Annotated in this window: 12 protein-coding genes and 1 riboswitch; of the genes, 6 read left to right on the top strand and 6 right to left on the bottom strand. The window is 44.5% G+C overall.

The features are described 5' to 3' along the window. Nucleotides 1–39: 39 nt before the first annotated feature. Nucleotides 40–495, top strand: a complete 456-nt coding sequence (locus tag MHB63_04595) for an OsmC family protein (GenBank protein ID MEK3805872.1) — start codon at nt 40–42, stop codon at nt 493–495. 28 nt (nt 496–523) lie between these two features. On the opposite strand, the gene MHB63_04590 is transcribed toward MHB63_04595, so the two are convergent. Continuing rightward, nucleotides 524–1,093 carry a thioredoxin family protein gene (locus MHB63_04590; protein ID MEK3805871.1) on the bottom strand — a complete coding sequence of 190 codons (570 nt, stop codon included), beginning with the start codon at nt 1,091–1,093 and terminating at the stop codon, nt 524–526. 219 nt (nt 1,094–1,312) lie between these two features. Here MHB63_04590 and MHB63_04585 point away from each other — a divergent pair, with 219 nt between their 5' ends. The 5 genes from MHB63_04585 (at nt 1,313) to MHB63_04565 (ending at nt 5,168) form a co-directional block, all read left to right on the top strand. Beyond that, nucleotides 1,313–2,404: a mechanosensitive ion channel family protein gene (locus MHB63_04585; protein MEK3805870.1), complete on the top strand. Its 1,092-nt coding sequence runs from the start codon at nt 1,313–1,315 to the stop codon at nt 2,402–2,404. 66 nt (nt 2,405–2,470) lie between these two features. After that, entirely contained in the window at nt 2,471–3,280 is an 810-nt protein-coding gene (proC, locus tag MHB63_04580) for a pyrroline-5-carboxylate reductase (protein MEK3805869.1), read from the top strand. Between the two features lie 337 nt (nt 3,281–3,617). Further along, nucleotides 3,618–4,505: a YitT family protein gene (locus MHB63_04575; GenBank protein MEK3805868.1), complete on the top strand. Its 888-nt coding sequence runs from the start codon at nt 3,618–3,620 to the stop codon at nt 4,503–4,505. A gap of 264 nt (nt 4,506–4,769) precedes the next feature. After that, a complete protein-coding gene (locus MHB63_04570) occupies nt 4,770–4,880 on the top strand; it encodes a YhdX family protein (protein MEK3805867.1) in 111 nt (36 codons plus the stop codon). 102 nt (nt 4,881–4,982) lie between these two features. Continuing rightward, nucleotides 4,983–5,168, top strand: a complete 186-nt coding sequence (locus tag MHB63_04565) for a hypothetical protein (GenBank protein MEK3805866.1) — start codon at nt 4,983–4,985, stop codon at nt 5,166–5,168. 69 nt (nt 5,169–5,237) lie between these two features. Here the strand turns inward: MHB63_04565 and MHB63_04560 are convergent, their stop codons facing one another. From MHB63_04560 to MHB63_04540, 5 genes are all read right to left on the bottom strand, one after another. Further along, nucleotides 5,238–11,288 (bottom strand): lamin tail domain-containing protein, encoded by a 6,051-nt coding sequence (locus MHB63_04560; GenBank protein MEK3805865.1) that lies wholly within the window; start codon nt 11,286–11,288, stop codon nt 5,238–5,240. A gap of 210 nt (nt 11,289–11,498) precedes the next feature. Continuing rightward, the gene (locus tag MHB63_04555; GenBank protein MEK3805864.1) at nt 11,499–12,260 is read right to left on the bottom strand and encodes an anti-sigma factor; all 762 of its coding nucleotides are present in this window, start codon (nt 12,258–12,260) and stop codon (nt 11,499–11,501) included. After that, complete coding sequence (locus tag MHB63_04550; protein MEK3805863.1) at nt 12,253–12,816, bottom strand: sigma-70 family RNA polymerase sigma factor; 564 nt, start codon at nt 12,814–12,816, stop codon at nt 12,253–12,255. The genes MHB63_04555 and MHB63_04550 overlap by 8 nt, the downstream gene beginning before the upstream one ends. Before the next feature lie 181 nt (nt 12,817–12,997). Next, nucleotides 12,998–14,041, bottom strand: coding sequence for a ribonucleotide-diphosphate reductase subunit beta (locus MHB63_04545; GenBank protein ID MEK3805862.1), 1,044 nt, complete (start codon nt 14,039–14,041; stop codon nt 12,998–13,000). A gap of 17 nt (nt 14,042–14,058) precedes the next feature. Next, nucleotides 14,059–16,329 carry a ribonucleoside-diphosphate reductase subunit alpha gene (locus MHB63_04540; GenBank protein MEK3805861.1) on the bottom strand — a complete coding sequence of 757 codons (2,271 nt, stop codon included), beginning with the start codon at nt 16,327–16,329 and terminating at the stop codon, nt 14,059–14,061. A 190-nt stretch (nt 16,330–16,519) separates the two neighbouring features. Continuing rightward, nucleotides 16,520–16,704: riboswitch (cobalamin riboswitch) on the bottom strand. Between the last annotated feature and the right edge of the window lie 28 nt (nt 16,705–16,732).

The raw sequence follows: 16,732 nt of genomic DNA, 5'->3' as shown, positions 1-16,732 counted from the left end.
TTTAATGGTGAGATGAACATTATTTTTGGAGGGATCTATATGGCTGAACATTCTTTTTATCTAAAAGCCCATTGGCCCGGACTCAGAAATGACGTTGGGGAAATCGAGAGCGGACAGCTGAAAACAAAAGTTTCCATACCGCCTGAAATGGATGGGCCGGGTGTCGGAACAAATCCTGATGAAATGCTCCTCGGCGCTGCAGCAACGTGCTACATTATTACGCTTGCGGCCATGATGGGGCGCAGCCGCCTTGAAAAAGAGGATTTAACGATGGAATCTGAGGGGATTGTTGAAGTGGTAAACGGGGTAATCACCTATAAACGAATCGTGCATCGTCCTGTTATCACGCTAAAAGCCGCAGCATCGGAAAAGGATATAGAGCTTGCGAAGAAACTTGCTGAACGTGCTGAAAGTTCGTGCATGATCAGCCGTGCGGTTAAAGGGAATGTGGAAATTGAACTTCAGGCAGAAATCAAGAAAGCAGCCGCTGAGTAACGGCTGCTTTGCTGTTTATTCAGATTGCTTATACATGCAATCTTCGTTTTTTGAGCGTTGTAATGATGCTGTATGAAACTTCTTTCCACAGCGATTCGTCTTCTTTATAAGCGGCAGTCAGTTTTTTGATCATCTCTGACTGCTTTTCTTTGAAATCAGGGTGATCTTTTTCAGGAAGATGTTTTCTGAGTGAGTCAACAAGCTGCTGGATTTTCGGGGCGCGCGGACCCCAGACCGCTTTTTCATTTCCGTCCCGGTCGATAAAGATGAAGATTGGAATGGCACGGGATGTTCCGTTTGTTAAGTACTGGTCCATTAAGTCAAGGTTGGAGTCGCGAAGCAGAAAACGCACGTCCATCCCTGCCTCTTCAGCAATTTTCAAAAGAATCGGGTTGTTGAGCATGGCATCTCCGCACCAGTCTTCTGTCAGGACAATGACGCGAAGAGACTGGGTTCTCATGCTTTCGAGAATGGAGATGTCATCTTCATCCAGCGAAAACCCCTCATGAATAATCGTCATTTCTTCCTTGTTGACATTCATTTGCTCCATGTATTCCTGTGCAGTTAACCCTTTTGCAAACCAAGTGTTTAGTGACATTGAATGTACCTCTCTCTGGTTTTTTATGATAACGGTATCAGAATCTTAGGAAAAAATCCAGAAAGTTGTTCTGACCCGGACGGATTGATAAATACGGAATGGAAGCTTAAGAAAAATGTCTCTTCAAATAGGGACTAAAAGACCATGAGGATCTCGAAGAGTTTAGTATAATAGTATTTTGTGAAAAACATAAGGGATACAAACATAAGGGAGAGAAACATATTGCTTGAAAAATATACCTCAACTGAAAGCCTGATTGAGATCGCCGTCAGTATAGGGATCTTCGTTCTGTTCATGGTCCTGCGCAAGCTGTTTACGAAATATGTGTTTAAGATGATTCTTAAATTCAGCAGCAAAACGCCGACAGATCTGTTCAGAAATGTACTGGTCGCCTATGATAAACCGCTGCGGATGTTTTTTATTCTGATCGGATTGTATTTGGCGATTCTGTATTCTCCTTTTCTGGACAATCAAAGGGACATACTCAGCCAGTTTTACCGGTCTTCCATTGTTCTCACACTGGCGTGGGGACTGTATAACCTGACAGCATCATCATCTCTGCTTTTTGATAAAGTAAACAAACGGTTTGAGCTTGAGATGGATGATATTCTTGGGCCATTTTTATCCAAAGTCATGAGATTTGTCATTCTGGCTCTTACTTTCAGCATCATTGCCCAGGAATTTAATTATGATGTTAACGGGTTTGTCGCCGGACTCGGTCTTGGAGGACTTGCTTTTGCCCTAGCTGCCAAAGAAACGATCGGCAACTTTTTCGGAGGCATTATTATTATCACAGAGAAGCCGTTTACCCTTGGTGACTGGATCAAAACACCAAGTGTAGAAGGAGTTGTAGAAGACATATCCTTCAGGAGCACAAAAATCCGGACATTCGCTCAGGCCCTTGTGACGGTTCCAAACTCTACACTTGCCAATGAGCCGATTACAAACTGGACGAAGATGGGGAAAAGGCAGATTCAGTTCACACTTGGGGTCACTTATGATACAACGCAGAAACAGCTTAAGACGTGCGTGAAAAAAATTGAGCATATGCTTACAGAGCATGACGGCGTTCATGATGAAACAATCAACGTTGTTTTTAACGCTTTTGGCGACAGCAGCCTCAATATTTTCCTTAATTTCTTTACGAAAACAACTGCTTATGCCGACCATTTAAGCGTGAAGCAGGACATCAACTTTAAAATCATGGCAATCCTGGAAGAGGAAGGCGTCGATTTCGCATTTCCGAGCCGGACCATTTACGTTGAAGGAGCCAAACAGGAAGTTAAAGAAAAAGAAAAGCAGTACAGCTAAAGCCGGTGCGGATGCACCGGTTTTTCTGGTACACTGATTACATGACATAAAGAGAGGAAGAACGCTTTGAAGAAACAGACGATTCTTTTTATTGGTGCAGGCCGGATGGCAGAATCCATCATTTCCGGGCTCGTAAAGTCGCCGAACATCGAGGATATTTATGTATCGAATCATAGAAACAAAGATAAGCTTCTGTATCTTGAGAACAAGTACGGCATTAGGCCTTCGTTCAGCTGGATCAGTGATGCTGAAAAAGCGGACATGATTCTGCTGGCTATGCCTCCTGAAGCTCACCCTGAATTTTTAAAGGAGCTTAAACCGGTCTTAAAGGGGCAATTTGTTGTGACGATTGCAGCCGGTATCGGCCCGTCCTTTCTGGAAGAACATCTCGGCCAGCATGTACCTGCAGCATGGATCATGCCAAATACAGCTTCTGAAATCGGCGAGTCGATGTCACTTGCTGCTTACGGTCAGGCTGCTTTAGAACATCATAAATTGATGCTGAAGGATGTACTGGATGCGATAGGTGAATCAGAGGTGTGCACAGAGGAACAGGTTCATCAGTTAACGGCCATTACAGGAAGTGCCCCTGCATTTCTGTATGCATTTGCTGAGAGCTTGATCGAACAGGCAGAGACGTACGGAATTTCACATGAACATGCAACAAAGCTTGTCTCTCAAATGATGGCCGGTTCCTCTGCCATGCTGAAGCTGAAAAAAGCGCCGAAGGAACTGAGAGAACAAGTGACAACACCAGGGGGAGCTACAGCGGAAGGAATAAACGTTCTTGTAGAGGGCGGATACAGCCGTCTGATCAAGGAGGCAGTTATCGCCACCAATCGAAAAGCATTGGGCAAGTGGCAGGAGAATCAATAGAAAAATGAAAAGAGGATGAGGGCGGTCAGGCGCGCTTAGATTCTTTTATTGTCGTCTGACGCTTGCCCGTCCCATTGCAGAGAGTGCAGGTTTTCTTGAAAAAAGGCAGTTTGGATCTGATTTTTCCTTTTCCATTGCATTTCAAACATATGTTGACCAGTTTCATCCGCATCACCGTCCGAATTTTCTTTATTTTCATTTTATCACAGAGATTTGCAGCAATCACCCGGATTAAGGGTGGTTTTTTTTTTGCTCAATAGTCATGCCGCGTTCATTCTGTACTTATATTTAATATATAAATCCACAAGAAAAAGAGTGACTAAAAGGAGGAGGATAAATGGAGCCCCATCAAGTTTCCTTGATCAAACAGCATAAAAAGCTGCCAAAAGCAGAGATTGGAAAGCGGATGGTGCTCATTTGTTCGGGTGCGGTCCTAATGGCTGTCGGTCTTGAGATTTTCCTCGTTCCAAATCGCATCATTGACGGCGGAATTGTGGGAATCTCGATTATTCTGTCTCACCTGACAAATTTGAAGCTGAGTCTTTTTCTTTTTTTCCTCAATGTCCCTTTCCTGTTCATCGGCTATAATCAGATTGGAAAAACATTTGCTCTTTCTACTCTGTTTGGTGTCGTCGTGCTGAGTTTTGCAACTGCTCTATTGCATCCTGTTCCTGTTTTAACCGAAGATTTGCTTCTCGCGTCTGTTTTTGGAGGGATTATTCTCGGTATTGGCGTCGGGCTTGTCATCAGATACGGCGGCTCGCTTGACGGTACGGAAATTCTGGCTATTCTCTTTAACAAGCAGTCTCCTTTTTCTGTAGGGGAACTGATTATGTTTTTCAACCTGTTTATCTTAGGAAGTGCAGGATTTGTATTCGGGTGGGACCGGGCCATGTATTCGCTGATTGCTTATTTTATAGCATATAAAACGATTGATGTCGTCGTTCAGGGGCTTGATGAATCAAAATCTGCCTGGATCATCAGTGAAAATCCGGATGAGGTCGGTCAGGCTATTCTTGCCAGGCTTGGGCGGGGAGTCACTTACTTAAACGGAGAAGGCGCATATACGGGTGAAGGCAAGAAAGTCATTTTCTGCGTGATTACAAGACTTGAAGAAGCTAAGCTGAAACTGATTGTGGAAGAGCTGGATCCTTCTGCATTTCTGGCAGTAGCAAACATAACCGAAGTCAGAGGCGGCAGGTTTAAAAAGAGAAGCATTCACTAGCATGACACAATCCGGAAAAAAACATCATCAAATGATGGAATAAGACATTTCCCGCATAAGCCATTAGTCCTTTTTTTAGGCAATTCGTCAAAATGTACGTCTGAGTGGATTCTAGAAAGCTAAAAGTCGAAACTTTGCAGATAAAGTAGGATGAACTTTCTTATCCGCTTACACAGACTTCAAAAATTCGTCAAATAAATAGGGCGAAATCATTATTTACTAAATTTTCAGATTAATTATGATATCAATAAAGGAGGAGATAAAATGGGTAAAGGAAGAATTCGTGTGGAAGAGAGTATTAAAGTGCAGACTGATGAGGAAATGTACGAAGCAACTTTAATTGAGAAAGCGGAAGAAGAAGCTGTAAAGCCGTAAATCCTGCTGCCATGTGAGTCCTTGATACATTTGTCTCTTGAAAAGGCAGATCATCCAGAATATAGTTAGAGCATACCTGAAAATGGAAACGGGGGATGAGCAATGCCGCTCTGGGCCTGGCTTCTTGCCGGATTTCTCGTGCTTGTTCTAATAGGATGGATCAGTGACCTGCGATCTAAGCGAAGACGAAAGCTGAATGTTTATCACTCCGACCCTAAAGCTGAAGCAATGAGAGCTGAACAGCAGATGCATACCTATAACCGCGATACAGATTATTTCGGAATGTAAATAAGAAAAGGAGGCGATCCGGCGGGATCGTCTCCTTTTCCTGTTCGTGCATGCTGCTGTTCAGCTAGTTTAAGAGATGTTTCTTTTTCTTCTTTGGTAAAGCAAAACTGATGCTCCGGCGAGGATGAATAAGCCTCCTGCAGCAAACAGGTTATACATTTCTGTAGCAGTAGAAGGCAAATGGCTGCCTTTAGCTGCATCATCGCTGTCCCCTTGTGCACGGTCATGATCAGGTGCCGAATCCTCTTTGTTTGGATCCCGGGGATTTTCAGATCCCTTAGGCTGTCCGTTTTTACCAGGGGAAGCACCAGGGCCGTTATTGCCGCTGTCTTCTCCCGGATTACCGCCGCCTGCAGGAGGAGTACCTGTATCTCCTTCACCATCAGCAGGGGGATTACCTGAATCTTCTCCGCCGTCAGCAGGAGGATTACCTGTGTCTCCGCCGCCGTCAGCAGGAGGGTCTTCTTCATCAGGAACCGTTACTTTCTCTCCTTTTGTGAAGGACCAGATGTCGGAAACTGTACTTCCTGTAAACGAATCTTCGGCTGATGCGTACCAGAAATAGGTTTGGCCGGTTTCAAGGCCTGTCCAGATTGTTTCTGCAATCGAGCCGCTTTCTATGTTCTCATCCGAGCCGATTGTCTCATCTGTATAAACATTTACTGCAAAGGAATCGGTGGCAATTCTCTTCTCTACAGGAGCAAGGTCAAGACTGATCTCAAACTCATCCATTTCAGGGAATTCATCCGTATCGTAATAGTTATAGTCATCTAAATAAGGTGAATACGTATTGACAAGGATCCTGTTGTTGTCCTGATCAAAATGAAGGAGCCTCATATATCCCTGCCCGCCTTCAGGGCCTGCCTGATAATCAGCAAGCATTTGAGTAACCGTACGGTCAGGCGTGCCGTCACCGTTATCGTCAATTTGATCAACATACGTTTTCGCGGCATGATAATGGCCGCTCAGTACAGCAAATACGTTTTTATTTGGAACGACGACTTCATTATACAATTTTTCTCCCAATGGGTGGCGTGTGCCGGTTGACAGTAAATACTCATGGAAGCTTAAGATGGCCTTTCGATCAGGGTAGGCGGAAAGAACATCATTCATCCAGGCTATCCCTTCATCTGTTACTCCCCAGCCAAGATAAACCATGATGTAATCATTGCCTCCGGCTGAAATTAAATCGAAGTGACCGCGGTTGTTAAGATAAGATTCGCCGTAATAATCTTTTGATTGAAAGCGGTCCTCTCCAAAATAACGATAGTAATCGGTATAGTCGTTTGATACCTGATCAACATCGTGGTTACCGGCCAGTACACCGTACGGGATGTTTTGATCGTCAAGCACCTTCATTGATGTATCGGCAATTTCCCACTGTTTCTCATCCGTAGAGATATTGACGAGATCTCCGGTGTGGAAAACATACTTAATCTTTAATTCTTCCTGTTTCTGTGCAATCCATTCTGTCTGGCGCTGGTAAATATGCGGGTAGCTTTCCGAATAATACTGTGTGTCGGACATCCAGGCAAATGTGTAATCATACTCTTCCGGACTTTTTGGAATTTCGTCCTGAACAAGAACGTTGATTTTTGAGCCTTTTACAAATTCTCCTGCTTGAACGCTTCCGGTAAGCTCGAAGTCCTCTGTCCCTGCAATTTCAACATCTACAAGGGACCAGTCCTTTTGCTTATGGCTCCAGGCATACATGGAAACTTTTCTGCCTTCTAATGAATTTCCGTCCCACTTGAGCTCAATGCGGTCACTGTCATCCACAGCCGGATCAACGGTTACATCAAACCTGTGATAAGGGAACTGCGTGCTTGAATCTGTCGTGAGATAGGTGCCGTCTTTTTCTGACGTCAGCTGAATATCTTCAGACGTAAATGCCTGTTCACCTGCAGGTGCTTGCTGCTTGGGCGGTTCTGTATCTGCTGCATGTTTGAATGATTTAACACTGCTGTCAGACGGGGTGTATTGATACCCTTTAAAGAAGGAGACGTTCATGCTGTCGTTTGAAGGATCCGTCACCTTTACCTGAAGCTTCGGATCGCCTGCAGGAAGTCCTTTTGCACCGTCTGCCGGTCCAATCAGTTCAATTTTTTCAGGATTTTCGTTTGCCGTTTTAAATGTGATGACTTTTTCAGCGTGATTTCCTGCTTTATCTGCTGCTTTAACTGTTAATTGATGGTCACCGGGCTTCATCTTCCCGGAGGCGGTGCTGTACGGAAAATCAATTTTTGCACCATCAAGCCATGCCTCTGAAGAAGCGATGCCTGCTATTGAATCCTCGATCCCCGCATTGATTTCAAATGAACCCTTATATTCTTTGCCTTCTTCAATAGAAGGAGTGATAACCGGAGCCGTATTGTCCACCTTAACATTTGCTGTCACGGCATGATTTAAATGCTGGACAGATATGACATGGTCTCCGTCAAACGAAGCTTTTGTATCCCATTTATAGGTTTTGCTTGCTGCAAGTTCATCTGCAAGCTGGAAAGAAAAATCTTCAAACGGGTGAGCATCATTCATGGTCATAACTTTCTTTTCATCTGGGAAATTGTCCGGTCTAAGGACAGTGCCGTCGGATAAAACAAGTCTAACGTTCCGGATTGTATAATCATCACGGTTTTCCTCTGAGTCAAGATCAAATGGCGACGCTTTATTTCCTGAACGGACTGTGAGAATATTTTCGCCTGTCTGTATTCGCTCGGGATCAACCGGAACGGTATACGTTTTCCAGTCGGTCAACCAATCCTTGTCCATTAAATAAAGGATGTCCTCGCCCATCGTAACAGCGTTCTGGAAATACGTGTTGAGGCCGTTCGCTTCAAATGCGAAATAGGCGGTGCGCTCAATTGAACGGTAGGTTTCCTCTGCCTCTTTGCCGTCAATTTTAATGGAAATCTGATTCGGATTTCCGTCTTTTGCTGTAGCTTTTATGATTTTTTCTCCGCTTAGAATTTGTCCATCTTCAAGATTCAACCGAAGATCGGCATCATCAAAATCACTTGTAATGGCAATTGTCTTTTTGCTGCTGACTGTTTCATTCATTCCGTCTGAGACAGTAAAATAATATTCGACTGATTTTCTTCCAATCAGGTCCGGTGAGTAAATCGTATGGTGATAGAGCATATCATCATAATCTTCCTTGAGAATGACGCTCTGGTAGTCAGATTGCTGATCGGTCTTGTAGAACAGCCGGACCGATGTTAAAGAGTTGTTATCCTTTGCTTCTGCAAGAATATGAATATCTTCTTTTTGATCTATTTCTGTCAGATCAGTAAGGTCTTTTACAGTTGGCGGACTGTTGTCCTCTTTTTGAGTAACCGGTTTTTTTGGAATCTGGTAGGCTTCAACAGAACCCGGCGCTGCAGCCTTCACGCCTGCGCTGACCTTCACCTGAACGGTCGATCCGTCAGAAGGATATTTGTAGAAAATTCCTTTATCTGCTGCGGTATCGTCAATTCCGGTTTGCTCATTATAGTAGGCCACCGAAACTTCTTTGTTTGTGTTGGTTGAAACGACAAGGCCCCTTGTACTTCCGTTTGCCATGCCACCACTGAAAATACGGACAATATCTTTGTTTTCTTCAAGGTCTGTGCCGTAATTCTTATTAAAGTCGGCTACTGTGCTGTTTTTGTTTTGATCATTGATGATCCAGAAAACAAGTGTTTCACCGGAAGGAATCAAAAGATCTTCAGGTACCGAAGGCCAGACAACATCGGTAGATGCCTCCATTCCATAACGGTAATTAATCTTGTAGTCTTTAAAATTAACAGTCTGGTTCGTATTATTGTAGATTTCAACAAACTCATACCCGTCACCTGAACCGACATTGGACGAATCAGGAACGACTTCCGTAACAAGGAAATAAGGGAGCTTTTCCGTATCCACTTCAGGAAGATCTACGGCAATCGTTTGTTCTTCTGTAGCAGCAGTGTTGATGCCATCAGAGGCCTCAATGTAATAGATTACATCTGAATGGACGTCAGTACCTGCTATCACTGCTTTGTACTGTTCAGGTTTTGCTTCATCAGGGTTCATCGGAACAGACAGGAACGTACTGTCATTTTCTGATTTGTAGAACAGTGTTGCAAAAGGGACAGCTTTATCATCTGTAATGTCAGCTTCAATCGCAATCTCTTTAAAGCCTTCTGCTGTCGTTACAGGAGTATGCGTGATTTCAGGCTTAACAGAATCATTATTTTCTTCAGGAGCTTTCGCAGGAGAAGAAGGGACCTGTTCTGCGGATATGGCTCCCGGATCAGGATCAGCAAGAGTTTGAAGCTTGCCCATCTCTGTTCCTGTTTTCGGGTACTGGTACTTAACTGTTTTACCGTTATTATCGGTTTCATTGGCCAAATAAGCTGCGGAGATAACTTCAGCTCCTGTGCGGTCTTTAATCGAGATGGCTCTATTGCCTCCGTTAGCGAAGCCTGGGAATGCATCTTTAAAGAACGCAAGGCTGGATGATTCAAGAGCTGTTCCGAACTGTTTATTGAAATCCCCGGCTGTCAGATTTCCATTATTAAACCAAAGGACCAGCGTTTCCTGCGGATTAACCGTCAGATCCTCAGGAATCTTAAAAGACACTTCGCTGCCTGTATCCGTATACCGGTATGCAAACGAATAATCAGAAAGCGACTGAGTCTTGTCTGTGTTGTTGTAGATTTCGAAATATTCATAGTAGTCAGTTCCAGGTCCTGCTGAATTCGGTGAAATCTCAGTAATCAGGAGGTGCGGGTAACTGTCGAAATCTTCCGGGTTATCAGGTTCTGCCGGGGGGGCTTCCGGCCGGTCAATGGTCACCTTGTAGTTTGCACCGCTGTTGTTCAGCAGCACCCGGTTGTTTGGATCGGTGATTTCAATGTAATAGAAGAAACTCTCGCCGGTCAGCTCTTCTTTTGGAATGGAGGCACTGTACGTATTCCCCTCAGAAGCCATTGGCGCTTTTTTGAAATCACCGTCTGTTTTGTAATAAAGGTTTGCTCTGATGTCGGCAGTGTCATCTGTAATAACTGCAGTGAGAGAAGGAGTGCTGCCTTCAGAAATGGATGTTAATGGCTCGTGAACAGCAGAAGGCTCCTGATTTTCAGGTGTCGGGACAGCTTCCGCCGGTGCCTGTGTGTTCAGAATGATTCCAGGTGTGGGATCTGCTTTTTTTTCAAGCTTCTTCATTTCCGTGCCGGATTCAGGGAATGTGTAATGTACGGACTTGCCGCTGCTGATATCTTCTGCGAGATAGGAAGCTGTTGCGGCATCTCCATTTGGACCCGTTATCGCAAAGCCGCGGTTTCCGCCATTTGCAAAGTTAGGTGTGCCCGTAAATTCAACAACCTGCTCAGTAGTTAATTGGACGCTGTATTTTTGATTAAAGTCTTCAAGGGATTTATCTGCCAGGTTCAGCCAGAGTACGGCTGTCTTCCCTGAACCAAGAGTGTAAGGACTGAAAAGAGCCGGTTTATCCGTGCTGCTTCCGTCCGTATAGCGGAGAGAAATGGTGTAATGATCTAAGATGACCGGCTTATCCGTCGGATTGTGTACTTCTATGTATTCAAATTCATCAGCACCGGCATTGTCGGCCATTATCTCTGTAATAAGCAGGGGAGAGCCGTTCATCGGCACACTGCTCTTATTTTCTGTCTCAATGGCTGCTTCAGGCGGTGTTTTTTGCTCTTTTTCAGAAGCTTCCTGCTCAGGTTTTGGTCCATCGGAAGGCTCCTGTTCAGGTTTTGGTTCATTTGATTCAGCAGGCTCTTGTTCAGCTTCTGCTTTTTTTGATTGAACAGGTTTTTGTTCAGTCGCTGGCTCCGTCTCCTTTACCTGACCCGGAGTTTGAGCTGCGGGCGGTGCCTGCTGAGTGTCTTGCTCAGCCGGCATTTCCGGCTGGCTGTCAGGGGCGACAGGAATTGCTTCAGCTTCTGCAGGCAGAGCCTCTTTTTCCTCTTTTTCAGACTCCGTTTCTTCGGCAGGAACAGCCGTTTCTGCCCCTGATGGAACTGCATTTACCTCAGCAGACACATTTGCCGGAGGAAAAGCGGCAAGCAGATTTGAGACAAGCATCATAAGGATTAAGGGATAAATAAAACAGGAACGTCTTTTTTGGCGTGACATGAAAATCTCCTTTTTTACAATTTTTTTACACAAATTCAATTCTAGCTGGAAGATGTAGGGGTTTTGTGAATTTTATGTAAAAATAATGTAAATTAAGGGGATTTTTGCTCAATTCTGTCAATTTTTGTTGAGGGAGGGGAGCAATACGGCTCAAAAAGAGGTTTCATAACAAAAAAAAGAGGGTACGGTAGTACCGTACTCTCTGGGGGACTATAGCTGTGACGCCAGAACAACAGCGCCTTCAGGAGCCTTATTTCCTGCTTTAGGTTCAATCGTTATGGCTATCGTATCCCAGTTGAATCCGCCTTCCAGATTCATTTCGTACATGACGGCACCATGTCCGGATGAATCTGGAACGAATGAACCTGCCGCAACCGGCTTGTCATTTTCAATCAGCCATACTTGATAGACTTCGCCTTCATCGAGCTGCTTCAGCTGCTCGGCCTGAAGGAAGACCATTTCTTTGGAATCTTTTTTCATCAATGCTGCCATTGCCGTCGTTTCGCTCAGCTGATCATCAACCGGTGCAAGTGCAACCTGTTTTTGCAGATCATCGATACTTATGGCTTTTTCTTCCGGAGACTCATTTTCCATCTGAGTGAAAAAATAAGCATTTCCGAGCAATGATGCAAACAGCAGAGCTGCGACAGACGGGAGGACAAATCGATTTGGCCGTTTTTCAGACTTGATTTGAACCGGGAAGTTTACCATCTTGTTCCGGTCATTTTTATTTTCATCAACAGCAGCAGAATCAGATTCAAACACATTTCCGAGAATCCTCTGTTTCATTTCCTGTGGAGGCTGCACAGGCACAGAGAGATAAGGGAGGTCTTCGGTCAGAGAGGTCAATTCCTGAAGTTCTTCTCTGCAATCAGGACATGACTCCAAATGAGCTTCAAACTCGGCTTTTTCTTCCGGTGGTAAACTTTCACTAAAATAATCGTACAGCTTCTCACACATTTGGCTACTCATCCATAACCCTCCCTTCATTTTCAAGCATGCTCCTCAGGTGTTTCAGCGCAAGCCTGATTCGTCCTTTAACAGTTCCAAGCGGAATCTGGTACACATCCGAGATCTTCTGCTGGGTAAATCCTTTAAAATAGAAAAGTTCTATCATCTGCTGCTGGTCCTTTTTCAGTCTGGATACAGCTTCTCTTAAAATCTCGCCTTTTTCCATCCATTCAACTTCATGTTCTACTGACTGTTCCGGAGTGGAAACAGCGTCCTTTTCTAATATTTCGACGGTGTCGGCCTTTTTATGTTTGCGAATCAGGTCTATTGCCTGATTTCTTGTGACAGTCAAAAGCCAGGAAGTGAATTTTCCTTTTGTGCTGTCGTAAACACGGTTTCCGTGCCACAGCTTCATAAAGACATCCTGAAGGACTTCTTCAGCGAGAGTATGATCATGAGTAATGCGGAAAGCAAAAGAGTAAAGCAGCTTTTCATAGCGGTCGTACATAGCTTCAAGAGCATCTTTGTCTTTCCTCAGAATCCTTTCGTACAACTTAGCGTCGTCGTTTACTGTCATCTCCTAATCTCCTCTAATTTAATCAGACATTCATCTAAATTAAAGAATATCATTTTTTGTCGCAAATTGGAAAGCGGGAGATGGTTTTTCCTGCTGTAAAGCTAACGGAAAAAAATTGAATTTGTATCACTGATTTCTCAAAAAAAAAAACGCCGCTAAGGCGCTTTTCTTCATAAGTGATTTACAAATCATCAAACCCGTTGTCAATCGAATTGACTTTCGTATACTGTCTTGATTTTTGCTCGAAAAAATCGGATTTCCCAAGGTCAACTTCCTCATAGGCCTTGATCCATTTCAGCGGGTTTGTCCGGTTTGCTTCAAACGGACGCTCAAAGCCCAGCTGATTGCATCTTACGTTTGCATAAAACTTAATATAATCTTCCACATCCTGCATATGGATGCCGTCTATTTTGTTTCCGATAATGGTGCGTCCCCACTCGATTTCAAGGGAGGCTGCTTCTTTAAAGGTTTCCTGAACGAATGCTGCCAGCTCAGCTGTATCATATTCCGGATATTCGCGGAGAATTTCCTTGAAGATTTTCACGAACAGATCCACATGAATTTGCTCATCCCGGTTAATATAGTTAATCATCGTGGATGTGGCGACCATTTTTTGATTGCGTGCGAGGTTATAGAAATACGCGAATCCTGAGTAGAAAAAGAGTCCTTCAAGAATAACGTCATATACAATGGATTTCAGCAGATTCAGCACATTCGCTTCTTCCGCAAAAGCCTGATAGCCGCTTGTTACAAATTCATTTCTCTTCCGCAGCGTAGGTTCGCTGCGCCAGTATTCGAAAACTTCATCCTGAACATGCTTTGGAACAATGCTAGACAAAACATATGAGTAGGAATGATTGTGGATGACTTCCTGCTGTGCGAGCATAATCATCAGGGCGTTTATGCTTGAGTCTGTTATATACTCAGCTACTTTTCCTGCGTAGTCCGTCTGGATGCTGTCAAGAAGAGCCAGAAGGCCGATGATCTTCAAAAATGCCTCCTGTTCGTCACCGGAAAGCTCTGGAAACTGTTTAATGTCCCCTGACATATTGATCTCAAACGGCGTCCAGAAATTAGAGAGCATTTTTTTATATTTTGCATAGGCCCAGGGATAAGATACGTCGTCCCAGTTTAAAACGTTTGAGCTCCTCCCGTTAATGATGGAAGTTGAACGATTCGGCGCAGAAGCGTCCATGATCGGACGCGCGTTCAATGAGTGTGTCATATGCCATCTCTCCTTTATCAGCTTGCGCAGGATTCGCAGTCTTCTATTTCGCTTGATGTTGACCGGACATAGTAAGTGGTTTTAAGACCCGCTTTCCATGCGGTCAGATGCAGGTCCAGCAGCTCTTTTGCTTTAATGGTGTTGCGGACGTAAAAGTTAAATGAGACAGACTGATCAATGTGCTTTTGTCTGGCTGCGTTCTGTTTAATGCTCCACATCTGGTCAATCAAATAGGCTGATTTATAAAACCAGGTGGTTTCTGCATTTAAGTCAGGTGCAGTAACGGGAATTTTGTAGTCCTTTTTCTCTTCGGAGTACATTTTTTGAAAAATCGGATCGATGCTTGCCGTGCTTCCCGCAAGAATGGATGTTGAAGCATTCGGGGCAACGGCCATTAAATAGCCGTTTCGAATGCCGTTTTCTTTGATCTTTTCTGAAAGCTCATCCCATGGCATAGAGTCAGGTGTATAGTTTCTGTTCTTAAAGTAGTCGCCAGTATGCCAGTCTGAGCCTTCAAAGACAGGATAGGCGCCTTTTTCCTCTGCAAGCCTCATGCTTGCCTGAATGGTGTAAAAGGCTATTTTTTCATAGAGTTCATCTGCAAACTGAACGGCTTCTTCGTCTTCCCAGCGCAGGCGCTTGAGCGCAAGAAGGTGGTGCCATCCAAAGGTTCCGAGGCCGACTGCGCGGTACTTTTTGTTTGTGAGCTTGGCCTGAAGTACGGGAATATCATTTAAATCAATGACATTATCGAGCATTCTGACCTGGATTGTGATCAGCCGCTCCAGCACATCATCTGTCACAGCCCGGGCAAGGTTGATGGAAGAGAGGTTGCACACAACAAAATCTCCCGGTGTTTTAACGGTAATGATTTTGCCGTCCTCTGTGTACTGTTCATCCATGGTTGTCGGGCTTTGGTTTTGAGTGATTTCTGTACAGAGATTGCTGCAGTAAACCATTCCTTTATGCGCATTGGGGTTTTTCCGGTTCACTTCATCCCGGTAAAACATAAAGGGGGTTCCTGACTCAAGCTGGCTTTTCATAATGCCCTTCATAATGTCAATCGCAGGAACAGTTGTTTTTGAGAGCTCCGGATGATTGGCGCATTCCCAATATTTTTCGCGGAACGAACCTGAGCCAACTCTCTCATCATAGTAATCTTCCAGCGAGTAACCCATGACTTTCCGTACTTCATGAGGGTCGAACAAATGCCACTCCCCGCGGTTTTCAGCCTGTTCCATGAAAAGGTCCGGGAGGCATACGCCGGTGAAGAGGTCATGCGTTCGTAAACGCTCATCACCATTGTTCAGCTTGGAATCAAGGAATGAATAGATATCCTTGTGCCAGACGTCAAGGTAAACGGCAATCGCGCCTTTTCTTTGCCCGAGCTGATCAACGCTTACCGCCGTATTGTTCAGCTGCTTCATCCACGGGATGACACCGGATGACACTCCTTTAAAGCCTTTAATATCACTCCCGCGGCTGCGGATCTTCCCGAGATAAACTCCAATGCCGCCGCCAGATTTTGAGAGATTGGCAATGTCTGTATTGCTGTCAAAGATGCCCTGCAGGCTGTCATCAACTGTATCAATAAAACAGCTGGACAGCTGTCCGACAGGCTTTCCTGCGTTTGACAAAGTTGGAGTCGCAACGGTCATATACAAATTGCTGAGTGCCCAGTAGGCTTCTTTTACAAGCTGAAGGCGGTGTTCCGTTTCTTCCTTTGCCATCAGCGTCATGGCGATGACGAGGTACCGCTCCTGGGGAAGCTCATAAACCGACTTGTCATAATCTCTCGCAAGATACCGGTCAGAGAGCGTCCGCAGCCCGATATATGTAAAAAGCTTGTCTTTGTCATGGTCGATGACTTGCGAAAGCTGCTCAATTTCTTCTTCGGAATAAGAATCAAGAAGATGTCTGCTGTAGATGCCTTTTGCCGTAAGGGTTTTGATCAGTGACAGGAAGGTGCCGCCCCCTGATTTTCTGTTGAATGCAGCTTCTTTATAAAGCTTTTTAAGATAAATCCGGGCACAAAAATAGGTCCATTCCGGCTGCAGCTCACTGATATTTGAGAGGCCTTCGAGAATAAGCAGGTTGGTCACCTGAGAGGCAGAACAGACTGTGCGGCCTTCCATGCTTTGAACAGCTCTTTCGGTGTATGTATGGAGGTCAAGCTCTTTAAAATCTTTTCCGGTTTCAGAAATAAAGTCAGTCAGCCGCTCCTGTGAGAACGGGGCTTTTTCGTTTGTCAGCTCGTTTACGATTAAGGTGGTCATTTTGGTTGCCATAAGACATCCTCCTCATTTATACTTCAGATTTTCCGCGTAATATAACGGTCAATGATCTTTCAGAAAAAATACTGCGAAAAATCAAAAAAACCGCCCATGAGAACATGAGCGGATCAAACGATAGAATAAGAGGGTGCACGCATCCCTGTTACTGGCCATCGTTTCATCTCCTCAGTCCCCGAAGAATTCGAAACTTGTGCAAATCTAAGGCAGGTCTCCTGACTTGTGATCACTCTGCGCTGAGTCCTTCCCATACATTTCTCTCGTACAGTGGTATTCCCAGTTCGTCACACTTACAGTTGCGGGGACAGTTCCGGATTTGCACCGGATTCCCTTTTAAGCCAACATGTTGGCACCTTGATTCGCTGTTAATTTCAATATGTAGTATTTAAATTTTAGTAAA

The sequence above is a fragment of the Bacillus sp. FSL H8-0547 genome (genome assembly GCA_038002745.1).
In the GTDB taxonomy this organism is placed as follows: domain Bacteria; phylum Bacillota; class Bacilli; order Bacillales; family Bacillaceae; genus Bacillus_P.
This window is presented reverse-complemented; position numbering and strand designations above follow the sequence as displayed.